This is a genomic window from Bradyrhizobium sp. USDA 4449 (assembly GCF_054056275.1).
Genome location: NZ_JBSRYD010000001.1, coordinates 4,974,862 through 4,998,935, shown reverse-complemented (window position 1 = coordinate 4,998,935; position 24,074 = coordinate 4,974,862). Strand labels below are relative to the sequence as shown.

At 62.8% G+C, this 24,074-nt stretch carries 27 protein-coding genes; 20 read left to right on the top strand and 7 right to left on the bottom strand.

Translation table 11 applies throughout. The features are described from left to right. Window positions 1-9: 9 nt before the first annotated feature. Entirely contained in the window at window positions 10-909 is a 900-nt protein-coding gene (locus tag ACVIIW_RS23250) for an MBL fold metallo-hydrolase (RefSeq protein ID WP_456702860.1), read from the top strand. 144 nt (window positions 910-1,053) lie between these two features. Here the strand turns inward: ACVIIW_RS23250 and ACVIIW_RS23245 are convergent, their stop codons facing one another. From ACVIIW_RS23245 to ACVIIW_RS23235, 3 genes are all read right to left on the bottom strand, one after another. Beyond that, entirely contained in the window at window positions 1,054-1,296 is a 243-nt protein-coding gene (locus ACVIIW_RS23245) for a hypothetical protein (protein WP_456702859.1), read from the bottom strand. Window positions 1,297-1,520: 224 nt separating this feature from the next. Next, a complete protein-coding gene (locus tag ACVIIW_RS23240) occupies window positions 1,521-2,378 on the bottom strand; it encodes an SDR family oxidoreductase (protein ID WP_456702858.1) in 858 nt (285 codons plus the stop codon). 63 nt (window positions 2,379-2,441) lie between these two features. Next, window positions 2,442-2,915 carry a metallophosphoesterase family protein gene (locus ACVIIW_RS23235; RefSeq protein ID WP_456702857.1) on the bottom strand — a complete coding sequence of 158 codons (474 nt, stop codon included), beginning with the start codon at window positions 2,913-2,915 and terminating at the stop codon, window positions 2,442-2,444. 92 nt (window positions 2,916-3,007) lie between these two features. Between ACVIIW_RS23235 and ACVIIW_RS23230 the strand changes: the two genes are divergently transcribed. The 14 genes from ACVIIW_RS23230 (at window position 3,008) to ACVIIW_RS23165 (ending at window position 15,500) form a co-directional block, all read left to right on the top strand. After that, entirely contained in the window at window positions 3,008-3,217 is a 210-nt protein-coding gene (locus ACVIIW_RS23230; RefSeq protein ID WP_456702856.1) for a hypothetical protein, read from the top strand. 30 nt (window positions 3,218-3,247) lie between these two features. Beyond that, the gene (locus ACVIIW_RS23225) at window positions 3,248-3,370 is read left to right on the top strand and encodes a hypothetical protein (RefSeq protein WP_456702855.1); all 123 of its coding nucleotides are present in this window, start codon (window positions 3,248-3,250) and stop codon (window positions 3,368-3,370) included. Window positions 3,371-3,386: 16 nt separating this feature from the next. Beyond that, a complete protein-coding gene (locus ACVIIW_RS23220) occupies window positions 3,387-3,584 on the top strand; it encodes a hypothetical protein (RefSeq protein WP_456702854.1) in 198 nt (65 codons plus the stop codon). 67 nt (window positions 3,585-3,651) lie between these two features. Further along, window positions 3,652-4,650 carry a cytochrome c oxidase subunit II gene (gene coxB, locus ACVIIW_RS23215; RefSeq protein WP_456702853.1) on the top strand — a complete coding sequence of 333 codons (999 nt, stop codon included), beginning with the start codon at window positions 3,652-3,654 and terminating at the stop codon, window positions 4,648-4,650. Between the two features lie 2 nt (window positions 4,651-4,652). Beyond that, window positions 4,653-6,560: a cytochrome c oxidase subunit I gene (ctaD, locus tag ACVIIW_RS23210; RefSeq protein ID WP_456705241.1), complete on the top strand. Its 1,908-nt coding sequence runs from the start codon at window positions 4,653-4,655 to the stop codon at window positions 6,558-6,560. Further along, window positions 6,557-7,156 carry a cytochrome c oxidase subunit 3 gene (locus tag ACVIIW_RS23205; RefSeq protein WP_456702852.1) on the top strand — a complete coding sequence of 200 codons (600 nt, stop codon included), beginning with the start codon at window positions 6,557-6,559 and terminating at the stop codon, window positions 7,154-7,156. Before ctaD ends, ACVIIW_RS23205 begins: the two co-directional genes overlap by 4 nt. After that, the gene (locus ACVIIW_RS23200) at window positions 7,153-7,506 is read left to right on the top strand and encodes a hypothetical protein (RefSeq protein ID WP_456702851.1); all 354 of its coding nucleotides are present in this window, start codon (window positions 7,153-7,155) and stop codon (window positions 7,504-7,506) included. Before ACVIIW_RS23205 ends, ACVIIW_RS23200 begins: the two co-directional genes overlap by 4 nt. Further along, on the top strand, window positions 7,494-8,414 hold the full coding sequence (locus ACVIIW_RS23195; RefSeq protein ID WP_456702850.1) for a cytochrome c oxidase assembly protein: 921 nt from the start codon (window positions 7,494-7,496) through the stop codon (window positions 8,412-8,414). Before ACVIIW_RS23200 ends, ACVIIW_RS23195 begins: the two co-directional genes overlap by 13 nt. A 137-nt stretch (window positions 8,415-8,551) precedes the next feature. After that, window positions 8,552-9,289 (top strand): GlcG/HbpS family heme-binding protein, encoded by a 738-nt coding sequence (locus ACVIIW_RS23190; RefSeq protein WP_456705240.1) that lies wholly within the window; start codon window positions 8,552-8,554, stop codon window positions 9,287-9,289. 111 nt (window positions 9,290-9,400) lie between these two features. Then, window positions 9,401-11,248, top strand: coding sequence for a methanol/ethanol family PQQ-dependent dehydrogenase (locus tag ACVIIW_RS23185; RefSeq protein WP_456702849.1), 1,848 nt, complete (start codon window positions 9,401-9,403; stop codon window positions 11,246-11,248). Continuing rightward, complete coding sequence (locus ACVIIW_RS23180; protein WP_456702848.1) at window positions 11,232-12,071, top strand: substrate-binding domain-containing protein; 840 nt, start codon at window positions 11,232-11,234, stop codon at window positions 12,069-12,071. The genes ACVIIW_RS23185 and ACVIIW_RS23180 overlap by 17 nt, the downstream gene beginning before the upstream one ends. Continuing rightward, the gene (locus ACVIIW_RS23175; protein ID WP_456702847.1) at window positions 12,071-12,706 is read left to right on the top strand and encodes a c-type cytochrome; all 636 of its coding nucleotides are present in this window, start codon (window positions 12,071-12,073) and stop codon (window positions 12,704-12,706) included. The genes ACVIIW_RS23180 and ACVIIW_RS23175 overlap by 1 nt, the downstream gene beginning before the upstream one ends. 12 nt (window positions 12,707-12,718) lie before the next feature. After that, entirely contained in the window at window positions 12,719-13,099 is a 381-nt protein-coding gene (locus ACVIIW_RS23170) for a c-type cytochrome (protein WP_456702846.1), read from the top strand. 82 nt (window positions 13,100-13,181) lie between these two features. Further along, the gene (locus ACVIIW_RS23165; protein ID WP_456705239.1) at window positions 13,182-15,500 is read left to right on the top strand and encodes a glucose/quinate/shikimate family membrane-bound PQQ-dependent dehydrogenase; all 2,319 of its coding nucleotides are present in this window, start codon (window positions 13,182-13,184) and stop codon (window positions 15,498-15,500) included. Between the two features lie 18 nt (window positions 15,501-15,518). Here the strand turns inward: ACVIIW_RS23165 and ACVIIW_RS23160 are convergent, their stop codons facing one another. Both ACVIIW_RS23160 and ACVIIW_RS23155 read right to left on the bottom strand, forming a co-directional pair. Continuing rightward, window positions 15,519-16,481: a cation diffusion facilitator family transporter gene (locus tag ACVIIW_RS23160; protein ID WP_456705238.1), complete on the bottom strand. Its 963-nt coding sequence runs from the start codon at window positions 16,479-16,481 to the stop codon at window positions 15,519-15,521. A 108-nt stretch (window positions 16,482-16,589) separates the two neighbouring features. After that, window positions 16,590-16,796 carry a hypothetical protein gene (locus ACVIIW_RS23155; RefSeq protein ID WP_456702845.1) on the bottom strand — a complete coding sequence of 69 codons (207 nt, stop codon included), beginning with the start codon at window positions 16,794-16,796 and terminating at the stop codon, window positions 16,590-16,592. Window positions 16,797-17,146: 350 nt separating this feature from the next. On the opposite strand from ACVIIW_RS23155, the gene ACVIIW_RS23150 reads away from it, so the two are divergent. Both ACVIIW_RS23150 and ACVIIW_RS23145 read left to right on the top strand, forming a co-directional pair. Continuing rightward, window positions 17,147-18,748 carry an alpha-amylase family glycosyl hydrolase gene (locus ACVIIW_RS23150; protein WP_456702844.1) on the top strand — a complete coding sequence of 534 codons (1,602 nt, stop codon included), beginning with the start codon at window positions 17,147-17,149 and terminating at the stop codon, window positions 18,746-18,748. Beyond that, complete coding sequence (locus ACVIIW_RS23145; protein ID WP_456702843.1) at window positions 18,735-19,727, top strand: Crp/Fnr family transcriptional regulator; 993 nt, start codon at window positions 18,735-18,737, stop codon at window positions 19,725-19,727. The genes ACVIIW_RS23150 and ACVIIW_RS23145 overlap by 14 nt, the downstream gene beginning before the upstream one ends. Before the next feature lie 5 nt (window positions 19,728-19,732). Here ACVIIW_RS23145 and ACVIIW_RS23140 read toward each other — a convergent pair whose 3' ends face one another. After that, on the bottom strand, window positions 19,733-20,623 hold the full coding sequence (locus tag ACVIIW_RS23140; protein ID WP_456702842.1) for a hypothetical protein: 891 nt from the start codon (window positions 20,621-20,623) through the stop codon (window positions 19,733-19,735). Window positions 20,624-20,659: 36 nt separating this feature from the next. After that, a complete protein-coding gene (locus ACVIIW_RS23135) occupies window positions 20,660-20,944 on the bottom strand; it encodes a hypothetical protein (RefSeq protein WP_456705237.1) in 285 nt (94 codons plus the stop codon). A 331-nt stretch (window positions 20,945-21,275) separates the two neighbouring features. Here ACVIIW_RS23135 and ACVIIW_RS23130 point away from each other — a divergent pair, with 331 nt between their 5' ends. From ACVIIW_RS23130 to ACVIIW_RS23120, 3 genes are read left to right on the top strand one after another with little or no spacing between them, the layout of a single operon-like run. Further along, entirely contained in the window at window positions 21,276-22,376 is a 1,101-nt protein-coding gene (locus ACVIIW_RS23130) for an inositol-3-phosphate synthase (RefSeq protein ID WP_456702841.1), read from the top strand. Then, window positions 22,376-22,972 (top strand): histidine phosphatase family protein, encoded by a 597-nt coding sequence (locus ACVIIW_RS23125; protein WP_456702840.1) that lies wholly within the window; start codon window positions 22,376-22,378, stop codon window positions 22,970-22,972. Before ACVIIW_RS23130 ends, ACVIIW_RS23125 begins: the two co-directional genes overlap by 1 nt. Next, complete coding sequence (locus ACVIIW_RS23120) at window positions 22,969-24,072, top strand: CgeB family protein (RefSeq protein WP_456702839.1); 1,104 nt, start codon at window positions 22,969-22,971, stop codon at window positions 24,070-24,072. The genes ACVIIW_RS23125 and ACVIIW_RS23120 overlap by 4 nt, the downstream gene beginning before the upstream one ends. Window positions 24,073-24,074 lie beyond the last annotated feature (2 nt).

Below are 24,074 nucleotides of genomic sequence, written 5' to 3'. Positions count from 1 at the left end.
GGATTCCACATGACGCAAATTCCGCTTCCTTCGTCGGCCGAAGCCGAACATCCGCAGTCGGACCTCGATCGGAACGACAGCACACGCCAGATCGTCCCCGACGTTGCCTATCGTCAGCTCGCCATTGTGAACGTCATCTTCGTTGGCTTTGAAAATGCCGGTGACGGCAACTGGGTTCTGGTGGACGCTGGCATTGCCGGATCCGCTCGGGCGATCCGCTCTGCAGCGAGGGCACGTTTTGGCGGCCACGGCCGGCCAGCTGCCATCATCATGACGCATGCTCATTTCGATCACGCCGGCGCGCTCGAGACCTTGGCGAGCGAATGGGACGTACCGGTCTACGCGCATCCGGCCGAGCACCCATATCTCGATGGCAGCCGCTCGTATCATCCCGCCAATCCGAGCGTGGGCGGCGGCCTGCTGGCGTTGATCTCGCCGCTGTTTCCGACTGCTCCGGTCGACGTTGCAGCGCGGCTCTATGACCTTCCTTCCGATCACAGCATACCGTTCATGCAGGATTGGAGCTGGGTTCACACCCCCGGCCATACGCCGGGGCACATTTCGCTCTGGCGCAAGCGCGATCGTCTGTTGATCGCAGGCGATGCATTCATCACCACGCGCCAGGAATCCGTCTATTCCGCAGTCACCCAGTCTCCCGAGATGCACGGACCACCGATGTATTTCACACCAGACTGGGGAAGTGCGAAGACCTCGGTGCGGAAGCTCGCCGCCCTCACACCGGAGATCGCCATCACCGGCCACGGCGCGGCGATGCAGGGGTCAGACATGCGCACTGCGCTGGATGCTCTCGCAGAGCGGTTCGATGACGTCGCCGTTCCGGGCGGCGCTGTTTCAGCTTCGGACGGCGGCACGACGGATGTCAATGCCGCCCGTACACTAGACCGATGACGTCCACCGCGCGCAGGCTCGTGCCTTGCAGAAGCGCGCGCTTGAGCGGCCCCGGCGAACCCCTCTCCTTGCGCCGGGGCCGCGTCCGTTGCGAGAGATTGGAATAACGCGTCCAGGCGGTCGGTGTTGCGAGGGTCCTCTTCGCTATCCCCGCCGTCGCCGGGCTACGAGCATCCCGAGCAGGAATGCCAGGAAAAGCGACCGCAGCGGTGCGGCCGCGGTGATGCGACGCAATTCGTCGGACAGGTCGGCGGCGGCCGATTGCGGTTCAGACCGCGGTCCGCCGCTTCTTGGAGCGCCACGTGCCGTTGACGAGGTATCGTTGCCCGCCGGGTCGTTCTCAAGGCCGGATGCTTCGGTCATTGCTGAAAGCTCTGCCATATCCATTGCTCGGTCCTCCTAGCGTCGTACGTACAAACCCGCGTGGAACTCCACCGCGTGCGCGCCATTGTCCCAGCTACCGGTGTCGCATGGGAAAGCTCCTGATCAGCATTGTGGTCGTCAGCATCGCGATCGTTCTCGCGTTCGCGGTTTACGTGATCACGCTGTAACGGCACGGCGAGCCCGGGATACGGATCATCCGCGAGCGCGGTCGCGCGAGGCGGTCCCAGTCAGATGAACGGCTTGCCTCCCGTGACTGCCAAGGTCGCGCCCGACGTGTAGCTCGAAAGCGGATCCGCGAGCATGACATAGGCCGTCGCAAGCTCGGCCGGTTGGCCTGCGCGTTGCATCGGCACTTGCTTGCCGAAATTCTTGACGGACTCCTCCGGCATCGTCGACGGAATGAGCGGCGTCCAGATCGGACCGGGCGCCACCGCGTTGACGCGTATCCCCTTGCCGGCCAGCATCTGCGCGAGCCCACCCGTAAAATTCTGGATGGCTCCCTTGGTCGTGGCATAGGCGAGCAAGCTCGGATTCGGCATATCGGAGTTGACCGAGGCCGTATTCACGATTGCGGATCCGGGCCGCATGTGCGGCACGGCTGCCTTGGTCAGGTAGAACATCGCATGAATGTTCACCGCGAAAGTCCGCTGCCACTCCTCGTCGCTGATGTCGGCAATGTCCTTGAACGTCGCCTGGTGAGCCGCATTGTTGACCAAAATGTCGATCCCGCCGAGTTCGGCGACGGCACGTTGCACGACGGTACGACAATGATCGGGCCGGCTGATATCGCCGGGAATCAGAACGGCCTTACGGCCTTCCCGCTCAATCAGCGTCTTGACCTCGGCGGCGTCATCGTCCTCGTCCAAATAAGCGATGACGATATCCGCCCCCTCCCGCGCGTAAGCAATTGCAACGGCGCGACCGATACCACTATCGCCACCGGTGATGATCGCCTTCTTGCCGGCCAGGCGGCCTGAACCCTTGTAACTCTCTTCGCCGTGGTCCGGTCGGGGATTCATCGCTCGGGTCGACCCCGGCATCGGCTGCTGCTGGCTGGGAAACGGCGGCTTGGGGTATTCGGTCATCGAGCAGCTCCGGAGTTTTGCTGCGCTAACGGAGCCCTGCCGGAAGTGTTCCTAGCCAATCCGTCACTGCGCCGGCCCGCTCAAATCGTGGACGACAGGCTGCAGGGAGCCGCTCACATCGAGATCCAGCGTCGCGAGTGTCACCGGCAGCTTGAACCGCCGCGGGCCGGCGCTCCCGGGATTGAGATAAAGGACGCCATCAACCGTCTTGACGCTCGCCTGGTGCGAATGGCCGTAGATCACGACATCGACCTTGCCGGGGGCGGGTCTGTCCTGAAGCTCTGCCACATCGTGCAGGACATAAAAGGAGTGCCGGCCGATCCGCACTGATAGCGTCTCCGGATAGGCGCTTGCCCAATCGCCGACATCGACATTGCCGCGGATGGCCGTGACGGCCGCGACCCGGCGAAGCCGATCGATGATGTCGGCAGCGCCGATGTCGCCGGCGTGGATGATATGCGCGACCCCGGCGAGGCATTTTTCCGCCTCTGGCCGAAGCAGTCCGTGTGTATCAGAAATGACTCCAATCTTGAGCATGTCACTCCTCGACCAGTCCCGCGCCTGTCCGGCTCGTTTAGGAACGACAACAGGAGGCCCGCATTGCCCGCTTATCTAGCAGGAGCACACGAATGGGCAACACTGGCGTTGGAATGCTTTTGGGAGATAGTTCCGTGAAAGCGTGGTATTTGCTGTTCCTGGGCGTTGTCATCCTCGGCATAGCGATCTGGTACGGCGTCAGGCGATCGGGACATTTGCGGCGCGGTGAGCGGGTCCAGCTGGATCGGAATACGGAGGCTGCCCAGCACCGCGATGATCCGCAAAAGCCCGTCGTGAGGTGATGGAGCCGAACGCGATGGAGGGTTCGCCGGATGCTTGAAGATCTTCGCGCGATCGTCCAGCCGGGCGCAATCATCGCTGTCATCATCGTCCTGCTGCTGATGGCTCTCGCCGATGCGGCCATCGTGGTCGCCACCAAGGGCTGGCCCTTCTAGTCCGGTCGGATGGACCATGTCCGACAGATCTCCTTCCAGGGCTGGGCGCCTCTCCTGCGCACGCCAGCGGCACGACGCTCACTACGTGGCGCTGGTCGTTCTGCGCCGCATCGCCGGTCCTCGAACGCTCGCCAAATGGTACGCGTTCGACCTGATCGTCAGAGTCGCGCTCGGCTCAATTTTTGCCAACAGCGTCCTCTCGGGCGACGAATAGGAACCTTCATACGATTGACCGGTTCCGCCTCCACAGGGGAGCGCGGCGGACATCGATGCCTGTCAGAATGCGAACGGCCTTGGTGCCATTTGTGATGCTGCCGCTGGCTGCGTGCGCGGGGCGGCAGTCCGCACTTGACCCGCACGGGCTGCAGTCCGATCGAATCCTTCACACTCTCTTCATCTTCCTGATCATAGCGGCAATCGTCTGGATCGCCGTCGTGATCGTGCTCGGCATCGCAATGTTGCGCCGAAAGCGGGCTTCCGATCGGCCGCTGGCGCTGCACCTGCCGTTCGAGCAAGCAAGTGGTCGCGTCGTGCTGGGCTTGGGGCTCGCGACCCTCGTGATCGTGCTCGGGCTCTCGATCGTGAGCTATGCGGGCCAGCGTACCGTGTTCGCCAAGGACGACAATGCGCTCACGCTCAAGATCATCGGCCATCAATGGTGGTGGGAGGTGCAATATGACGGCGACAGCCCGCACCAGAGCTTCACAACCGCCAACGAGATCCGCATTCCGACCGGCCAGCCGGTAAAGGTCGAGTTGGAATCCGCCGACGTCATCCACAGCTTCTGGGTTCCGAGCCTGACCGGCAAGATGGACCTCATCACCGGGCAGACCAACGAGCTTCAGTTCACCGCCAAGAATGTCGGCGTCTACCGCGGTCAGTGCGCCGAGTTCTGCGGACTTCAGCACGCCCATATGGCCTTCACTGTGCTGGCCTTGTCGCCGGACGAGTTCGGCCGCTGGCGCGACCATGAAAACGAGAACGCGAACAGCCCCACAGATGAGCTTGGCAAGCAGGGCGAGCAGCTCTTCCGCGCAAGAGGCTGCGCGCTCTGCCACAATATCCGCGGCACACTCGCCGGCGGCCAGCTCGGTCCCGATCTGACCCATGTCGGCAGCCGCACGACCGTCGCGGCCGGAACGCTGCCGATGACCCCGGCAACGCTCGGCGCCTGGATCGCCGATCCCCAGCACGTCAAGCCCGGCAATTACATGCCGAAGATGCCACTGCAATCGGACGAACTCATCGCGATCCTTCATTATCTGGAGCAGCTCAAGTGAGCATGGCGGCTGACGAACGTGAGTTGCGGGACGACGCGCTGAGCAGTCTGCAGCTTTCGACACGGCTCGAGAGCATCTGGCGTACACCATCCGGATTTTTCGGCGCGCTCATGTCGGTCGACCACAAGGTCGTCGGCCGGCGCTACATCGTCACCGCTTTCGCGTTTCTCGTCCTCGGCGGCATCCTTGCTGTTCTGATGCGAATTCAGCTGGCCGGCCCGGAGCAAACGTTCCTGTCCCCGGACAAGTACAACCAGATCTTCACGATGCACGGCTCGACGATGATGTTCCTGTTCGCCGTGCCGGTCATGGAGGCATTCGCGGTCTACCTCGTGCCGCTGATGGTCGGCACGCGCAACATCGCCTTTCCGCGCCTGAACGCCTTCAGCTACTGGATGTATCTCTTCGGCGGCTGCTTCCTGTGGATCTCGTTCCTGCTCAATACCGGACCTGACGTCGGCTGGTTTGCCTATGTCCCGCTCTCGTCCCTGCAATACACGCCGACCAAGCGGACCGACGTGTGGGCGCAGATGATCACCTTCACCGAGGTCGCGGCGCTCGCGGTGTCCGTGGAGATCGTCGTCACCGTCTTCAAGCTGCGCGCGCCCGGCATGACGCTCGACCGCATTCCGCTGTTTGTCTGGGGGATGCTGGTCACGAGCTTCCTCGTGATGTTCGCGATGCCCTCGATCATGGTCGCATCGACGTCGCTGATCCTCGATCGCCTCGTCAACACCCGCTTCTATGATCCCTCCTCGGGCGGACATCCCCTTCTCTGGCAGCATCTGTTCTGGTTCTTCGGCCATCCCGAGGTGTACATCATCTTCATTCCCGGCACCGGCATGGTCTCCGCGATCCTGGGGACATTCGCCCGCCGCCCCGTGATCGGCTATCCCGTCGTCATCCTTTCCCTGATTGCGACGGGCTTCCTGTCGTTCGGCCTCTGGGTCCACCATATGTTCGTGACCGGCCTGCCGCAGCTCGGCGCCGGGCTCTTCACGGCCTCGAGCATGCTGATCGCGGTACCGAGCGGGCTGCAGATTTTCTGCTGGCTGGCGACGCTCTGGGATGGCCGTCCGGTCTACCGAACACCACTGTTGTTCGTGCTCGGCTTTATCGTGATTTTCGTGATTGGCGGCCTCTCCGGCGTCATGGTCGCGTCTGTGCCGATCGATACCCAGGTGCACGACACCTATTTCGTGGTCGCGCATTTCCACTACGTTCTGATCGGGGGCGCGGTCTTCCCTCTCATCGGAGCCGTCTATTACTGGTTCCCCAAAATCACCGGCCGCATGCTCAGCGAGCGGCTCGGCCGATGGAATTTCTGGTTTGCCTTTGTCGGCTTCAATGTCGCGTTCTTTCCGATGCACCTCCTCGGGCTGATCGGAATGCCGCGGCGGGTCTATACCTATACCGCCGATATGGACTGGGGCCATCTGAACCTTCTCTCCAGCGGCGGCGCGGCGATTTTCGCAATCAGTTTCGCGCTGCTGCTGGTCAACGTGATCTTCAGCCTTCGCAGCGGCGCTCTTGCGGGCGACAATCCCTGGGACGCCTCGACGCTGGAATGGGCGACCTCGTCTCCGCCGCCGCCGCAGAATTTCGATCGTATTCCGGTCGTCAAGCATCGCGATCCCCTATGGTTCGACAGCGACAGCCTGCCCGTCGTCGCGGGGCTCAGCGTGGAGCGACGCGAGGTTCTGTTGACATCGCTTGCAGAAGCAGAGCCGCAGACCCGTGAAGCTTCGCCCGAGCCCAGTCTCTGGCCGCTGATCACGGCGATCGCGACGACCATTTTTTTCATCGGCTCGATCTTCACACCTTGGGCGGTGCTCTGGGGCACGCCGCCGATGGCCGTCGCGCTGATCGGCTGGTTCTGGCCGGCTGGCAGCAAGGAGGACGAGGAGTGAGACAAACCATCGTCCGCAACGTCGCCGACTTGCCGACCTACGGCTATGGCCCGCGGAGCGGCCCGTGGTGGGGCGCCATGGGCTTCATGGCGCTTGAAGGCATGGGATTTGCCATCGCGATCGGCACCTATCTTTATCTCTATGCCGTCAACACAAGTTGGCCGATCGGCGCCGCGCCGCCGGATCTCTGGCCGGGCACGGTCGAGGTGGCGATTTACCTGCTGAGCATCATCCCGAACGAGATGACCAATCGCGTCGCACTGCGGCAGGACCTCGCGAAGGTTCGCATAGGCCTCATCGTGATGTCGCTGATCGGCATCGTGCTGCTGATTCTCCGCGGCCTCGAATTCGCTCATCTCAACACGCGCTGGGACAATTCTGCCTACGGCTCGATCGTCTGGCTGATCCTCGGGCTGCACACGACCCATCTCGCCACCGATCTTGGCGACACGGTGGTGCTGACGGTGCTGATGTTCACCCGCCACGCCAGGCCGCGCCGGTTCAGCGATGTCACCGACAACGCGTTCTACTGGAATTTTGTCGTGCTGGCTTGGCTGCCGCTCTACGTCCTTCTCGACTGGGTACCGCGCCTATGACCGTCAACGATACTCGTGCACGACTGCTCTATTGGGCCGGCGTCGCCCTCGGTCCGCTCGCCTGGGGGATCAACCTGCAAGGCGTCTATGCATTCGCTCATTTCTCCTGCGAGACGACGCGGGTAAGCGGCACAATCATGAGCGCGGTGCTGGCGATCGTCGCCCTCATCGGTACCGCGATATCCGCGCGCGCGGTTCGCCGCGCCGCCGGAGCCGAATGGGCCGATGCGCAAGGCGGCGGTCCACGGTCGTTCATGGCATGGCTCGGTGTCGGCAGCGGCGTCCTCTTTGCGCTCGTGATCGCCAACCAGCTTGCGGCTTCGCTGATGATCAGTCCATGCCTGCGCTGAGCCTACTCGCGTTCCTTCTCGGCCTGCTTGTCCGGCCGGCGATGGCCCATGGCATCTCGCAGGTTGCTCCGGGATCGCTCTGGAGCTTTGATCCCTGGCTTTTGAGCCCGCTTTACGTCGTCGGCATCACCTTCTATGTGGGAACGCAACGACTCTGGCACCATGCCGGCGCTGGACGCGGCGTCAGCTTCGCCCAGGTCGCCGCATTCTGGACGGGATGGCTGGTCGTGGCGCTCGCCCTGACCTCGCCGCTGCATTGGCTGGGTGAGCGCCTGTTCACCGCCCACATGATCGAGCACGAGCTGCTCATGGTCCTCGGTGCTCCCTTGATGGCGTTTGCCAGGATCAACGGGCCGATGATGTGGAGCTTGCCGGCTGCGCTTCGTCCCGCGGCGGGGCGTTGCCTGAATTGGCCGATCGTGGCCCAGCCGTGGGCCTTGATCAGCCATCCCGTCAGCGCGACGGCCCTGCATGGCCTGGCGCTGTGGATCTGGCATGCGCCGCCACTCTATGCCTGGGCACTGCAAAACACGGCGGTTCACCGCGTCCAGCACGTCAGCTTCTTTGCAACTGCACTTTTGTTCTGGTGGGTGCTGCTGCATGGCCGCGGAGCGGGTCGCAGCGTACGTCTCCGTGACGGCATCGCGATCGTCTGCCTGTTTGTCACGGTGCTGCATTCCGGAGTGCTTGGTGCGCTGCTGACGCTATCGACACGGCTATGGATTCCGGCTCAGGGCACCTTCGCCGGTGAATTCGGCCTGACGCCGCTCGAAGACCAGCAACTTGCGGGGATGCTGATGTGGGTGCCCATGGGCGTCCTCTATACCGGCGCCGCGCTTTTCTTCGCCCATCGCTGGCTGACTGCAATGGACGCGCATTCCCGCCTATCTTCCGTCCGTTCGGGCTGACGACACAAGCAGGGGATCGTCATAGGAACCGCTCGTTCCAAGCGACGTTCGCTGTTGAGTTTGACAGCCGCCGTGGAGGACACATGGCCAGACACCCTGCCTTCACAATCGCAGCCCTGCTCGCGGCAGCCTTCTCGATGCCGGGCGGCTCGACCGCGCAGGACCAGCCGCGCCCTGCCATGTCCTGCCCGGTTGACCATGATCAACTCGCCGATATCCTCAAGAAAAGCGTCAAGCCCGGCGGCGGGCCCGGCAACGGCGGACTGGACAACAACGAGTGGGCGGCCGTCGTGAACCGGCAGGGCATCGTTTGTGCCGTCGCCTATAGCGGCAGCAAGGTCGATGACCAATGGCTCGGCAGCCGCGCGATCGCGGCTGAGAAGGCCAACACGGCGAACGCATTCAGCCTGAAGGACAAGGCGATGGCGACCGCCAATCTCTATGCAGGCGCCCAGCCCGGCGGATTCCTGTTCGGCGCGGCGTTGAGCAACCCGCCTGCCCCTGATGTCATCTACGGCGGCACGCCGGACCAGTTTGGGACCGACCACGATCCCATGGTCGGCAAGCCGGTTGGCGGGGTCATCGTCTTCGGTGGCGGGCTTGCGCTCTACGACGACAAGGGCATCGCCGGCGCGGTTGGAGTCAGCGGCGATAGCTCCTGCGCGGATCACAATGTCGCCTGGCGCGTGCGTCACCAGCTCAGTCTCGATCGCGTGCCAGCCGGAGTCAGCCCGAACATGAAGGATGCGATCATCTACGACATCGGGCCCGACGGCAAAAGCCCGTCCGGGTTTGGCCACCCCAAGTGCAACGGCAAAGAGGATCAGATCGCGGTCGATCTGGGCGCAGGGGTCTCGGGCAACGTCGTCCGGTAGCACCGTCGCTTCGAGGCAGTATTAGGAACCAAGCGTCTGCGCAACGTTTGTACGTTGGCAAAGCGGCCTGCAACGCGGCATGGCCCGGTCACTGCCGTGGAGAATTCACCTATGTTAATGCCTCGCGTCGGGCGGTTATTGCGCCGAGCGATCGGTGGGCTTTGCACCTGCGGCGCGTTGCTGTCGCCTGCCGTTGCCCAAAGCGATCTGGCCGACCGCATGAAAGACCCGGGTCAATGGCCGATGGCCGCCCGCGACTACGCCAACACGCGTTTCAGCGACCTTGACCAGATCAACGCGGGCAACGCATCGCGCTTACAGCTCGCCTGGACATTCTCGATCGGTGCCGACCGCGGCCAGGAGGCGGCGCCGCTGGTGGTCGACGGCACCATGTACGTGGTTGGCCCCTATGCGGGCCCCTACCCCAACCGCGTCTTTGCGCTGGATGCCACCACTGGCGAATTGAAATGGTCGTATGCACCGAAACCGGAGCCCGCCGCCGCGGGCGTCGCCTGCTGCGACGTCGTCAATCGCGGTCTCGCCTTCGACAATGGCAAGGTGTTTCTCAACACGCTCGATAATCACTCGGTCGCGATCGACGCCAAGACGGGCAAGGAGCTCTGGCACACGAAACTCGGCGAGATCAACAAGGGCGAGACAATCACGATGGCACCCGTCGTGGTGAAGGGCAAGGTCCTGATCGGCAACAGCGGCGGCGAGCTCGGCGTGCGCGGCTGGGTCACCGCGCTCGACGAAAACACGGGCGCGATATCCTGGCGTGCCTACGCAACAGGCCCCGACAAGGACGTGCTGATCGGCGAGGATTTCAAGCCGTTCTACGACAACCTCAAGGGCAAGGATCTAGGCGTCAAGAGCTGGCCAGCGGATCGATGGCAGGTCGGCGGTGGCACCATGTGGGGATGGATTTCCTACGATCCGGATCTCAACTTGATCTATTACGGCACCGCCAATCCAAGTCCCTGGAATGCAAACCAGCGGTCCGGCGACAATCTCTGGAGCACGACGATCTTCGCGCGTGATCCCGACACGGGCCACGCGAAATGGGCCTATCAAGTCAATCCGCACGATCTTTTCGACCATGACGAGATCAACGAAAACGTGCTGGTCGATATCGAGCTCAACGGACAGACACGCAAAGTACTGATCCATCCCGGCCGCAACGGCTACATGTATGTCATCGATCGCGCCACCGGCGAAGTGATCTCGGCGGACGCCTATGAGTACGTGAACAGCTACAAAGGCGTCGATCTGAAGACCGGTAAAATCATCCCTAACGACGAGAAGACCCCGCTTCTCGGCAAGACCAGCGAAAATATCTGCCCGAGCGCTCCTGGCGCGAAGGATTGGCAGCCAACGGCGTGGTCGCCGCATACCAAGCTGCTCTACGTACCGCATCAGCACCTCTGCATGAACTTCAAGGCATCGCAGGTCGGCTACATCGCCGGCACGCCCTATGTGGGGGCTGATGTCGACATGTATGCCGGTCCCGGCGGCTATCGCGGCGAGTTCATGGCGTGGGACCCGATCGCACGCAAGAAAGTCTGGGAAATCCACGAGAAGCTGCCGGTCTGGAGCGGCGCGCTCGTGACCGCGGGTGACGTCGCGTTCTACGGAACCATGGACCGGCTGTTCAAGGCGGTGGACGCCAAGAACGGGCACGTGCTCTGGCAATTCCGCGCCGGCTCCGGCTTCATTGGCCAGCCGGTCTCTTATCGCGGCTCGGACGGCCAGCAGTACATCGCAATCCTGTCGGGTGTGGGCGGCTGGCCCGGTGTCGTGGCCAACGCGGAAGTGGATCCGCGCGTTCGCAATGGTGCGCTCGGATTCACCGGCGCGACACAAGATCTGCCCTTCTACACCGCCGGCGGCAGCGAGTTGCTGGTGTTCAAGCTCGGCAGCCCCAATGGCCAGGACGGCAGCCATGCGCCTGCGCAGTGACTCCGCCGCCATCGCTCTTGGCGCCTTGATCGGGCTTGCCTCGCCGGCAGTCGCCGCGCCAGATGGTGAACTCCGCGTCTGCGCCGACCCGAACAATCTTCCGTTTTCCAACAATGCGGGGGCCGGCTTCGAAAACAAGCTCGCGACGATGGTCGCGCAGGCTCTCGGGCAACAGGTCGCCTACACCTGGTGGGCGCAGCGCCGCGGCTTCATCCGCAACACCTTGAAGGCCGAACTGTGCGACGTGGTGATGGGTGTGCCTGCCGGCTACGACCTGGTCGAGACCACCAAGCCGTATTATCGCTCCACCTATGTGTTCGTCACCCGACGCGATCAGCACCTCGATCTGTCCTCCCTGCTCGACCCGCGCCTTCACCATTTGATGATCGGGGTACATCTCATCGGCGACGACGGCAATAATCCGCCCCCCGCGGAGGCTCTCGGCGAGCAGGGCATCGTCGATAACGTTCGCGGCTATTCGATCTACGGCGATTATCGCCAAGCCGACCCGCCAGCGCGCCTGATCGAGGCGGTCGAGCATGGCGACATCGACATCGCTGCTGCCTGGGGACCGCTGGGCGGCTACTTCGCCCAGCGTTCCACCGTGCCCCTCACGGTCACGCCCGTGCAGGATGGCGAACGCTTTGCACCCCAGCAATTCCAGTTCGCGATCGCGATGGGCGTACGCAAGGGCGATCACGCTCTGCGCGACCGGCTCAACGCATTCATCGACGCGCATCGATCCGAGATTGCGTCGCTGCTGCGAAGTTTCGGCGTGCCGCTGGTCGAGACGCCGATCACAGCATCGGGAGGTCATGAGTGATGCCGGCCCAAGCATTGCGCGCGAGCGCGTTGTCACTGCTGCTGGCGGCCACGCCGCAAGGTGTCGTGCTTGCCCAGCAGGCCCTGCCGCAATCGCAGGAGGCACAGATGCCGACGTTGGCGCCGCGGCCGAACTTCGGCGCTAGTGTCGGCAATGGTCGGCCCGGCGTGTTCATGCAGGTTCCGATCAGTCATCTCCACCCGGGCGCGCAGCCGGATCCACCACAAATCAAGAACCCCGCGCAGGGCGATCCGAATGCGGAGCAACGCGGGATGACCTACTTCGTCAATTTCAACTGCATCGGCTGCCATGCGTCCAACGGCGGCGGCGGCATGGGTCCGGCGCTGAGCAACAGCACGTTCACCTACGGCTCGCAGCCCGAAAACATCTACCTCTCGATCTACCAGGGGCGACCGAACGGAATGCCGGCCTGGGGCGGGGTCCTGCCTGACAGCGTGATCTGGGACCTCGTGACGTACATCGGCAGGATCAGCAACGAACCGAGCCATCAATGGGGCCGCACCTTCTCGGCAAACCCGCTCTCACCTGAAGTCGAGCAGGTGCCCAGCGAGCAGGTCTCCACGACAGATCCCTGGTCGGCGACCAAGTCATTCAGCTTCGGCCAGAAGCCGTGATCGGAGTGACGAATGGCCGACATTCCTGCCGCACGATTGCTGATCGCCTCGCTCCTGGGCATGGCGGCGATCGGCTGCGGCGAGACCAAAGCTGCGAGCCCTGACAATTTCAATGGGGACGCGCGCAGGGGCGCCGACCTCGTCAAGAACTATCATTGCGGCGGCTGTCACGACATTCCCGGCATTGCCGGCGCGGACGGCAATGTCGGCCCGCCGCTGCATCGCGTCGGCACGCGCACCTATATCGCCGGCTACATCCAGAACTCGCCCGACAACATGGCGGCCTGGATCGAAGATCCGCAGAAGGCGTTACCGGGTAACGCCATGCCCAGAATGGGCATCCCGCCGAAGGACGCACGCGATATCGCGGCGTTTCTCTATACGCTGAAATAGCCGAGCAGCCCCGATGATCTCCATCAAAACCTCATTCCGCGAAACGCCTTGGCTTGCCATAACCATCGTGGTTCTCGCCATCATGGGCCTGTATCTGCTCCTTGGCGGCGTCTGGCTCGCAACCCTCGGCGGCTCCCCTTACTATGTGATTGCCGGGATCGTTCTCCTGTTCACTTGCTGGCTGCTTGCGAACCGCAGCGCCGCAGCGCTCTGGGTTTATGCCGCACTGCTGCTCGGCACGATGGGATGGGCGGTGTGGGAGGTCGGGCTGGATTTCTGGTCGCTGGCCCCCCGCGGTGATGTTCTGGCACCGATCGGCGTGTGGCTGCTGCTGCCGTTCGTATCGTCACGCCTGATGCCGCGCCTGCGGGCCGCGCGATCGGCGCTTGGACTCGTGTTGATCATCGCGATTGTCGTGCTCGGCGTCTCCCTTAGCAGGGATCGTCGTGCGATTGCCGGAACGCTGCCCGAGAACAACGCATCGGGCGCTGCTTCGTCCGCATCGTCCGAGCCCGCAGCGGGTAAGGACTGGACAGCCTATGGCAGCACCGGCTTCGGCACGCGCTATTCCTCGCTGGACCAGATCACCAAGGACAATGTGAAGGACCTCAAGCTTGCCTGGGAATTCAGGACCGGCGACCACAAGGGACCCGACGATCCCGACGAGATCACCAATCAGGCCACGCCGCTCAAGGTCGGAGACCTCCTCTACACCTGCTCGCAGCATCAGATCGTGTTCGCGCTGGAAGCGGCGACGGGCAAGCTGCGGTGGAAGTTCGACCCGCAGGTCCGGCACAACAAGGCCTTTCAGCACATGACCTGCCGCGGTGTCGCCTATCACGCGACCAGATCAGGCGCGCAGACCGCGGATGGCACAGCGGCTCCGAGCGAGTGCCCCGAGCGAATTTTCCTGCCGACGGACGACGGTCGCATGTTCGCGCTGGACGCGCAGAGCGGCAAACCTTGCGAAAACTTCGGCAACCACGGGCAGATTGATCTCAAGGAAGGCAGCGAAGTCACCACGCTCGGCTTCTACGAGGGCACCTCGCCACCGGTGGTGACCGACAAGGTCCTGATCGTAGGCGGCGCGGTCATCGACAATTATTCCGACCGCGTGCCGTCCGGAGTGATCCGCGGCTTCGACATCTATTCGGGACGGCTGATCTGGGCGTTCGATGCCGGCAATTCCGATCCGAACGAGATGCCGTCGGCCTCGCATCATTTCACGGCCGGTTCGCCCAATTCGTGGAGCATCTCCGCGGTCGACGAGAATCTGGGCCTTGTTTACGTCCCGCTCGGCTCGAGTTCTCCCGATATCTGGGCCGGCAATCGCTCGGCGGACGAGGAGCGCTACGATTCGGCGATGGTCGCCCTCGACATCGCGACTGGCAAGCTGCGCTGGTCATTCCAGAACGTCCATCATGATCTCTGGGACATGGACATGCCGTCACAACCGAGTCTGGTGGATATTCACTCCGGAAATGAGACAACTCCCGCGATTTACATTCCAGCCAAGACCGGCGACATCTTCGTGCTCGACCGCCGCGACGGGCATCAGCTGGTGCCCGTGGTGGAAAAGCCGGTACCGCAGGGCCCCGCGCCGGGCGACCGGCTGTCGCCGACACAGCCATTTTCGGAGTTGAGCTTCCGCCCGCGCCGCATGCTGACCGGCGCGCAGATGTGGGGCAGCACGATGTTCGACCAGCTCGCCTGCCGCATCAAATTCAAGCGCCTGCGCTACGAAGGACCGTTCACGCCGCCGTCGGAGCAAGGCACGCTGGTCTTCCCGGGCGACTTCGGCATGTTCGAGTGGGGCGGTATCGCCGTCGATCCGCGGCGGCAGATCGCGATCGCCAACCCGCAATCCATCCCCTTCATTTCCCGCCTTGTGCCCCGCGGAAAGGACAATCCGGCCGCGCCGAATGCGGCGCATCCGCCCGGCACCGAGCTGGGAGTGCAGCCGATGTATGGAGCCCCTTACGGCGTCGACCTCGGCATCTTCCTTTCGCCGTTGGGTATCCCCTGCCTCGCGCCGCCCTGGGGGAACGTCGCAGCCATCGACCTCAAGACGAACAAGGTTGTCTGGCAGCACCGGATCGGCACGATCCGTGATCAGGCTCCTGTTCCGCTGCCGTTCAAGCTCGGCGTTCCCATGCTGGGCGGTCCGATGGTGACGGCAGGCGGCGTCTTCTTCATCTCGGGAACGATGGACGACTACATCAGGGCGTTCGATGTCAATGACGGGAAGAAACTCTGGGAGGACCGGCTTCCTGCCGGTGGCCAGTCGACGCCCATGACGTATGAGAGCGGCGGCAAGCAATATGTCGTAACGGTCGACGGCGGCCACGGCTCGTTCGGCACCAAACTCGGCGACTACGTGCGGGCCTACTCGCTGCCATGAGGCCGGTTACGAGGCGCGCTACGTCTTCCCGTCCTCGAACCGATCCGCTCGCGCGCGTCGATATCGGGCCTGCGTCTGCGGCTTGATGAATATGGCCACCACCTCGGGATGATGCTTCCGGATCTCGCATTCGATCGCAACGACCAGCTCCTCGATTTCGTCCGCGCGCTTCTCATCCGCGAACTCGATACTGAGGGCCGCCACGACCTCGGTCGGAGACAACTGCACGGTCAGCAGACCGTTGGCGCGAAGCACGCCAGGGAACCGCCGCGCTAAAGCAAGAATAGACCGCGCGAGCTCGGGATCAGCCGGCTCGCCAATGAGGAGACTCTTGCTCTCGCGCGCGAGCGCAATGGAGGTGATCCCGAGCAGAACTCCGATCAGAATGGACCCGATACCGTCCCAGACAGGCTGCTTCAGCAAGACAGCAGCTGCCGTTGCGGCCGCCGCGACGATAATCCCGGTGAGTGCTGCGGTGTCTTCAAGCAGCACCACGAAGGCAGGCGGGTCCTTGCTGCGAACGAACGCCTGATAGTAGCCGTAACGTCTACCGTCCGCCTCCAGACGCCGCAAAGCGATCAGCCAGGAGGCTCCTTCGAACAGGAAGGATAATCCGAGCACAACGTAGCTGACGACAGGATCTTCAATCGGCTGCGGCCGCAGTACGTGAATGACGCCCTGATAGAATGAAACGCCGGCACCGAGTGCGAAGATCAGCAGGGCAACGATGAAGCTCCAAAAGTACAATTCGCGGCCATGACCGAGCGGATGCGCCTCGTTCGGGGGCCGGGTTGCCCGGTGATATCCATACAGCAGCAGCGCCTCGTTGGAGGTATCGACGACCGAATGGACGGCCTCGCTCGTCATCGACGAGCTCCCCGTCCATAGCGCTGCGCCGATCTTGGTGATGGCGACCAGGATGTTGCCGATCAGTGCCGCGTAGACGGCTATCCTTGTGGAAGACCAGGCCTTGTCCCCGATAGCCCTAATGGCCAGCCGCCATCCGGTGCGAAACCGGATTGATACCCACGAAGATACGACTATCGGGATAGATGAACGAAGCGCGACGATCCCTGATAGCGCACATCGTCATTCTCCGCGTCTTCGGTAGCCGGGAGCACTCAACCAGTCGGTCAAGGCCGAGGTCACCTCGTTCTGCTTGGCGCGCCGCAATAACATCTCGCGCTCCTTGCCGGGAGGCAAGCGGTGGGCGCGGTCGCGGGCGGTTTCGGCAAATGTCATCAAGCGTTGCTGAAGCGGTTGCGTCTGTTTCCTACGGTTACGTTTGGCGGTCATCTTCATTTCGGGGTTGGTGGTTCGGAGGGAAAATGGCCCCGGCGGGAGGATGGCACCGGGGCCAATCTCGTGTCGGTTGGGGCGGCCCAAGCCGGCATCGTTTGTAGATTGCGACCGAAATCAGGTTCCAGCACTTCAATAGGTTAATAAATCCGATTTTGCGGCCCGATCCGACACCACGCGTTGCGTCGCGGGCTTCAGAGATCGGCGGCAGCAATAGCAACCTTTGCGCCGTCCTGAACTTACATCTCTCGTGGTGCGAGACAAACCTCAGCGGATCGCAGCACATCCCGCATCCCTGAAGTCCTGAGAGCGAGATCGTTCAAGGCAATGCAAGGTCAAAAGAGACGATGACTGCGATGTTGCCTGACGAGAGCCTGTGGTGGCGATCTGCGGTCATTTACGAAATCGCGCCGATCTCGTTTCAGGATTCCGACGGTGACGGCAAGGGCGATCTCGGCGGCCTCTTGTCGCGAATCGATTACCTGAAATGGCTCGGCGTCGACGCCGTCTGGCTCACGCCGATCTACAAGAGCCCGTTCCGCGATTTCGGTTACGACATCTCCGATTATTGCTCGGTTGATCCAGCCTTCGGCAGCCTGGACGAGTTCGACGAACTCCTCGCCGCCCTGCATCAGGCCGGCATCCGGCTCATTCTCGATCTCGTCCCCAACCACACCGCCGACGACCATGAGTGGTTCGTCGAGAGCCGCAGTTCGCGCAACAGCGCAAAGGCCGACTGGTACATCTGGGCCGACGCTGCCGAGAACGGTGGACCGCCCAACAACTGGCTGAGTCGCTTCGGCGGCAGCGCATGGGAATGGTGCGAGGCGCGGCGGCAATACTACTACCATTCATTTCTGGTCGAGCAGCCCGACCTCAACTGGCGCAATCCGGACGTGCGCGCTGCCATGGCGGACGTCATGCGCTTTTGGCTCGATCGGGGCGTCGACGGTTTTCGCGTCGATGCCAGCGCGGTCTTGATCAAGGACGCGCACCTGCGCGACAACCCACCCAATCCGGAGGCCGGGGGCAAGCCGCCACCGCAGCGCCAGACCCCGGTGTTTACCGACGACCGGCCCGAGACGATGCAGTGCATCGAGTTCATCCGCGGCGTGATCGACGAATATCCCGGGCGGCTGCTGTGCGGTGAAGTTCAGGGCAAAACCGACCGCATCGGTCACTTCTACGGCACGGAGCGACCGCGGCTGCACCTGCCCCTCAACTTTGCGTTGCTGGACACACCCTGGAATGCGTTCTCGCTACAGGCGGCGATCGATGCGTATTTCAATGCTCTGCCCAAGGACGCTTGGCCGGTGTGGGTGATCGGCGGTCACGACAAGCAGCGGATCGCGAGCAAGATCGGCCAGGCCCAGATACGTGTCCTGGCGATGCTTCTGATGACTTTGAAGGGAACGCCATTCCTCTATATGGGCGACGAGATCGGCCGCAAGCGTGTCTCGATCCCGCCCGATCTCGTCCGTGATTCCTTCGAAAAGCTCGTGCCGGGCTACGGCCTCTGCCGTGATCCCGAGCGAGCGCCAATGCGATGGGATGGCAGCGTCAATGGCGGGTTCACGAAGGGCTGCCCATGGCTGCCGCTCGATCCAGAGGGCTCAGCCAATGTCAGCGCGCAGCAGAGCGAGGAGCGATCGATCCTGGCACTGTTTCGCGCGTTGATGACCCTACGGCGCGAACATGCATGCCTTCGTCAAGGCCGCTACGAGCCGCTGCGATCCCAGAACAGCGTCTTTGCGTTCAAGCGTGCACAAAACGGCGAGGAGATTTTGGTCGCCCTGAACATCGCTGCCGAGCCACGCAAGTGGCACTGGCAGGGTCGCGGTCATCTGCTGCTATCGACCCATCTTGACCGAACGTCGAGGTCGGCGCCGGATGCCTCCATCCTTCTTCGCGGCAATGAAGGGGTGATCATCGCACTTGAGCCCCGATAACCGGACGCGTGTGCCCTGTGCCGGAAGTTTTTTTACGAAACCGCGGCCCGGCGTTCCCCGCAGGAACCGCGCCAGCGGCAACTTCGGACATCGGCGATGGTGCACAACCTCGTATCGCCGTGGATTATCAAAGGTTATTGCCTGCCTTTTTTCACTCCGCCAGAGTGACACCGGGCAGCGCACGATCGGACCACAAATGCAGACCGGATTTGCTTTCTCCAAGCTCGCCGATCATTTGGCAAGCCTCGCTGAATTGACGGAGGACGACCTCGATCTGCTGACCAAAATGCCGAGCACGATTGCGCATTTCGGTTCACGTCAGGCGATCTTGCGTCACGGCGACGCCAGCAATCAATGCTGCCTGCTGCTCCAAGGCTACCTGTCGTGGCAGGATGCCTATGGATCGGAAGGGCAGATCACCTCAATCTCCGTCCCCGGCGACATTGCTGATCTCCGGACGCTTTACAGGCCCTGTATCGACGGCAACCTCATTGCGCTCGGCCCAGCCGTCGTCGCTTTCGTTCCGCATCGCTGCCTTCGCGAGCTGTCGATGCGCTCGCCTGCAATGTCCCGCGCCTTGCTGCTGATGCTGATCGGCGATCATGCCATACAGCGCAACTGGACGATAAACCTCGGCAGTCGTGACGCCTTGACGCGGGCGGCGCACCTGCTCTGCGAGATCACGGCCCGCCTGCAAAACGTCGGGCTCGCGCGGGACTTCAGGTTGTCCTCGCCGTTTACCCAATCCGACCTCGCCGCCGCCTGCAGCATCTCACCGGTCCACGCCAACCGCACCATCCAGGAATTGCGTCGCTGCAACCTGCTGCACTGGCACGGCAAGACCTTGACGATCTCCGACTGGCCCGGACTGGTCCGGCTGGCCGGCTTCGATCCCGCCTATCTCGGTCTGCGGCGACGCGACCAAACCCCGCAGCAAGCACAATCGGAATCGGCCAGAGCCGACGTTGTACCGGCCTGATCACGTCATTGGGCGCTCTGCCGAAACTTCACGCGCCGGCGCAGTGCATTGCTCGTCTCCGCGATGACGGCGCCCCAGTCTCCGGCTGTCCTCTGATGAAACAGCCGCAAGCTCGGATACCAGAGCGAGTGGCATACGGATGAAGGCCATCGCCAGTCGCAATCAGCGTGTAGCAGCACCCAGGCCTCGCAGCCGAGCGCACCCGCAAGATGCGCAACCATGGTGTCGACGCAAACGACGAGGTCGAGCTGAGTGAGCAGATGACCAAGCGTCGCGATGTCGGACGTACTGATGTCACGTGCGCCGATGTGCATCAGATCTTCAGTCCCAGCGTCCTTCTGCAACGCGTGAAGCGCCACGCCGGGGACAGCGAGACCTCGCAACAATGCAGGGGGAATGGCCCGCCGCTTGTCCCATTGACCGACCTCCCAAACCAGGCCGACGGCCAAACCTTCGTTGCCGATTGAAACAGATGTGGTCCTCGGCGGCAGCCTCAAATAAGGCGCCCGCATCTCGATCTGCTCGCGTCCGACTTTGAGCGCATGCGGAACCTCCATGATCTCGATATCGACGTCAAACTCGACGTCTGGTGTCCCGTCATGGATTACAAGCGCGCGATCGACCCCCGCCGTGCGCTCCACCAGTCGCAACAATTCGGCCTGACACCAGACCGTGACCCTGCGCGCCACACTCCGAAGAAGCCGCATGAAACGCAGGAACTGGATCGTATCGCCAAGCCCGTGATAGCAGCGAACGAGGACATGCTTGCCGGCAATCGCCTCTCCACGCCAGACTCGCTGAAGATGACGCGGACCATCATGCTTGGGCGGATGCGGCGACACCGTGAGATCGCGGTCGCTGATGGCCCAGGCGCGCGCGAAGTCGCCCGCGCGCATTGCGTCCACCCACCCGTTCGCCACCTCGGGATCCAACTAGCGCCGGACGAACTTGTGGAAGCGGCTCAGCTTGCCGTCCTTGGTCCGGTCCTGGTGCAGGAAGGCAATGCCTGCCTCGTCGAACTTCTCGAAGAACTCATTCCAGCCGATGCGATCGAGCCCTTCATCCGGTGGATCGAAGTCGATCCTCAGGATTCCGGCATGCCCGTCCTGCTCTGTCGCTTTGACCGTCGCCGGCTTTCCGCCGCGCTCGTCCACCCACTTGCGGATCGCCGCGTGATCCGTGGTCTGCCGTGCATCGCTGTTTTCGGTTTTGGACATCGTGCGGTACCTCGCTTGTTGCACGCCCTGCAATGCTGCGGTCATCGCAGAGGATCATTCGCGGTGAAACGCTGACCGGGCTGATTTGTTCTTCGCAGCACGAACTGTCTCACCAGGGGTGGCTGCATCATCTTCTTCATCTTCATCGAGGATGATCTTGTTCCCTCCATGCGACCGCAGATTCTATCCCAGGTTAAGGCAGCCGCATTTTTTTGCCCGGAATCGATCCGCGCCCGGGCGCGGCGGCTTCAGCGCAGGAACGAACATACCTTCCGGCACGTTCGCCGACCTACTTACACTGATGCCGTGCGTCTTCCCGGAGGTTTGGTCCATGCATTCCCGTCTTCAGGACAGGCGCCGCGTGCGCGTCGGCATCGTCGGCGTCGGCAATTGCGCAAGCTCCTTCGTTCAGGGGCTCACATATTACCGGAACGCCAAATCCAACGAGCCAGTGCCGGGCCTGATGAATGTCGATCTCGGCGGGTATCACATCAGCGATATCCAGATCGCATCGGCCTTCGACGTCAATGCCAACAAGGTCGGGCGCGATGTCGCCGATGCCATCTTTGCCAGGCCAAACAACACGCATCGCTTCAGCGACGTCGAGCAGACCGGCGTGATCGTCCAGCGCGGCCCGATCATGGACGGCATCGGACATTACCTCAAAGATGACATTCCCGTCGCCGACCTCCCGGAGGCCGACGTTTCTGAGGTTTTGGCGATGTCGCGAACCGACGTGCTGGTGTCCTACCTACCCGTCGGCTCACAACGCGCTAGCGAGTGGTACGCCGCCCGCGCCATCGAAGCCGGCTGCGGGTACGTCAATTGTATTCCCGTCTTCATCGCATCCAATCCGGACTGGCGAAAGAGGTTCGAAGATGCAGGTCTTCCGATCGTCGGCGACGATATCAAGAGCCAGGTCGGCGCCACCATCCTGCACCGCGTGCTCGCCAATCTGTTCCGCGATCGCGGCGTGCGGCTCGACCGGACCTATCAGCTCAACGTCGGCGGCAACACCGATTTCAAGAACATGCTCGAACGCGAGCGGCTGTCGTCGAAAAAAATCTCGAAGACCCAGGCAGTCACCAGCCAATTCGACGTCCCGATCGACCCCGATAACATCCATGTCGGACCGAGCGACCACGTCCCTTGGCTGACCGACCGCAAGCTCGCCTTCATCCGGCTGGAGGGCACGACGTTCGGCGGCGTTCCCTTGAGCGCGGAGGTCAAGCTCGAGGTGTGGGACTCACCGAATTCGGCAGGCGTCGTGATCGACGCGGTCCGTTGCGCAAAACTCGCCATGGACCGCGGCCAGGGCGGCGCCCTGACCGGTCCATCGAGCTATTTCATGAAATCGCCGCCGCAGCAGTTCACCGACGAGGAGGCCGGACGGCGAACCCGCGCCTTCATCGACGACAAGGCGTACACCTGATGACCAGGATCATCCACCTTGTCCGCCACGGGCACCACGCCTTGCTCGGCCGCACACTATGCGGCCGGATGAACGGCGTTGCGCTCGACGACCTCGGCTGCGATGAGATGGCACGCTGTGCAATCACGATCAGCCCTCGGCCGGCCGTGATCCAGTCGAGCCCGCGGCGGCGCTGCTTGCAATCGGCCTGCATTCTGGCCGCACATTTCCGATTGCCGATCGAGATCGTCCCCGCTCTCGACGAGCTCGACTATGGCGAATGGACCGGCCGGACTTTCGAGGAACTCGGTCGGGATTCGCGATGGATTCGCTGGAACAGCCGCCGCGCCAGCACCCGCCCACCGGGCGGTGAGACAATGCGATCGCTCCAGTCTCGCATTGTCAGTCATCTGGAACAGCTTCGCAACGATCATTCTGCGGGCACCGTCGTCGCTGTCAGTCATGCAGAACCGATCCGTGCGGCTGTGCTGCATTACGCACGCCGGGATCTCAACGACTTTCTCTCGATCGAGATCGATCCATCCAGCATCAGTACACTCAGCGCGGACGGACGTGGGTTCAGGATCACCGGGATCAATCAGCGGGTGGCGGCGTGAAGATCGTCATTTTTGGTCTGACCATTTCCTCTTCCTGGGGCAACGGGCACGCAACGCTCTGGCGCGGGCTCTGCAAGCATCTGACGCGTCTTGGCCACACCGTGGTCTTCTATGAGCGCGATGTGCCTTATTACGCCGGCGCCCGGGACTTCACTGAGCTGCCGGACGGACAGCTGCAGCTGTTTTCGAGCTGGGAGGAAACCCGATTTCCTGCCCGAAGCGATGTGAGGGATGCCGATGTCGCGATCGTGACGTCATATTGTCCTGACGCGATCGCGGCGACCGATCTGATCATGTCCGAAGGACGAGCCGTTCCCGTCTTCTATGATCTGGACACCCCGATCACTCTGGCGCGGATGAAGGCGGGAGAATCTGTTCCCTATATCGGCCAGCGCGGCTTGCAGGATTTTGCGCTCGTCCTCAGCTTCACCGGCGGCCCCTGTCTCGCTCATGAATTCCGCAACAGGCTCGGTGCCCGCGACATCCGCCCCCTGTACGGCCACGTCGATAGCGATATTCATCGCCCCGTGCCGCCCCAGCCGCATTATCGCGCGGATCTGTCCTATCTCGGCACCTATTCCGAGGACCGCCAGCACGGACTCGAAGCGCTGTTCGTCGAACCGGCACGGGCGCGGCAGGACCTGCGCTTCCTGATCGGCGGCGCGCAATACCCTGACGATTTTCCATGGTCACCCAACATCTACTTCGTGCGGCACCTGCCGCCGCCGGAGCATGCGCCGTTCTTTGCATCGTCGCGATTGACCCTCAACGTCACGCGCAAAGCCATGGCGGCGATGGGCTGGTGCCCCTCCGGCCGTCTGTTTGAGGCGGCCGCCTGCGGCGTTCCGCTCATCAGCGACGATTGGCCGGGCATACAGGAGTTCTTCACCCCCGGCAGAGAGATCCTGATCGCCCGCGACACCCAGGACGCATTGACAGCATTGGCGATGTCCAGCGCCGATCTCCAGTCCATCGCCAGATGCGCGTATGAGCGGACAATGGATCAGCACACATCCGACAAACGTGCGCGCGAGTTGGTGTCCCTGCTTGAGCAGGCGGCTTCCAGCGGCGCACATCGCCAGCAAGCCGAGGAGGCCTGACC

Coding starts and splice junctions, on each gene's coding strand:
- ACVIIW_RS23225 (WP_456702855.1), top strand. CDS start 3,248: ATGCTTGAAGATCTTCGCGCGATCGTCCAGCCGGGCGCAATCATCGCT.
- ACVIIW_RS23150 (WP_456702844.1), top strand. CDS start 17,147: ATGACTGCGATGTTGCCTGACGAGAGCCTGTGGTGGCGATCTGCGGTC.
- ACVIIW_RS23245 (WP_456702859.1), bottom strand. CDS start 1,296: ATGGATATGGCAGAGCTTTCAGCAATGACCGAAGCATCCGGCCTTGAG.
- ACVIIW_RS23195 (WP_456702850.1), top strand. CDS start 7,494: ATGCCTGCGCTGAGCCTACTCGCGTTCCTTCTCGGCCTGCTTGTCCGG.
- ACVIIW_RS23235 (WP_456702857.1), bottom strand. CDS start 2,915: ATGCTCAAGATTGGAGTCATTTCTGATACACACGGACTGCTTCGGCCA.
- ACVIIW_RS23220 (WP_456702854.1), top strand. CDS start 3,387: ATGTCCGACAGATCTCCTTCCAGGGCTGGGCGCCTCTCCTGCGCACGC.
- ctaD (WP_456705241.1), top strand. CDS start 4,653: ATGGCGGCTGACGAACGTGAGTTGCGGGACGACGCGCTGAGCAGTCTG.
- ACVIIW_RS23140 (WP_456702842.1), bottom strand. CDS start 20,623: ATGCGCGCGGGCGACTTCGCGCGCGCCTGGGCCATCAGCGACCGCGAT.
- ACVIIW_RS23170 (WP_456702846.1), top strand. CDS start 12,719: ATGGCCGACATTCCTGCCGCACGATTGCTGATCGCCTCGCTCCTGGGC.
- ACVIIW_RS23250 (WP_456702860.1), top strand. CDS start 10: ATGACGCAAATTCCGCTTCCTTCGTCGGCCGAAGCCGAACATCCGCAG.
- ACVIIW_RS23185 (WP_456702849.1), top strand. CDS start 9,401: ATGTTAATGCCTCGCGTCGGGCGGTTATTGCGCCGAGCGATCGGTGGG.
- ACVIIW_RS23190 (WP_456705240.1), top strand. CDS start 8,552: ATGCCGGGCGGCTCGACCGCGCAGGACCAGCCGCGCCCTGCCATGTCC.
- ACVIIW_RS23200 (WP_456702851.1), top strand. CDS start 7,153: ATGACCGTCAACGATACTCGTGCACGACTGCTCTATTGGGCCGGCGTC.
- coxB (WP_456702853.1), top strand. CDS start 3,652: ATGCGAACGGCCTTGGTGCCATTTGTGATGCTGCCGCTGGCTGCGTGC.
- ACVIIW_RS23125 (WP_456702840.1), top strand. CDS start 22,376: ATGACCAGGATCATCCACCTTGTCCGCCACGGGCACCACGCCTTGCTC.
- ACVIIW_RS23180 (WP_456702848.1), top strand. CDS start 11,232: ATGCGCCTGCGCAGTGACTCCGCCGCCATCGCTCTTGGCGCCTTGATC.
- ACVIIW_RS23175 (WP_456702847.1), top strand. CDS start 12,071: ATGCCGGCCCAAGCATTGCGCGCGAGCGCGTTGTCACTGCTGCTGGCG.
- ACVIIW_RS23130 (WP_456702841.1), top strand. CDS start 21,276: ATGCATTCCCGTCTTCAGGACAGGCGCCGCGTGCGCGTCGGCATCGTC.
- ACVIIW_RS23135 (WP_456705237.1), bottom strand. CDS start 20,944: ATGTCCAAAACCGAAAACAGCGATGCACGGCAGACCACGGATCACGCG.
- ACVIIW_RS23155 (WP_456702845.1), bottom strand. CDS start 16,796: ATGACCGCCAAACGTAACCGTAGGAAACAGACGCAACCGCTTCAGCAA.
- ACVIIW_RS23230 (WP_456702856.1), top strand. CDS start 3,008: ATGGGCAACACTGGCGTTGGAATGCTTTTGGGAGATAGTTCCGTGAAA.
- ACVIIW_RS23165 (WP_456705239.1), top strand. CDS start 13,182: ATGGGCCTGTATCTGCTCCTTGGCGGCGTCTGGCTCGCAACCCTCGGC.
- ACVIIW_RS23240 (WP_456702858.1), bottom strand. CDS start 2,378: ATGACCGAATACCCCAAGCCGCCGTTTCCCAGCCAGCAGCAGCCGATG.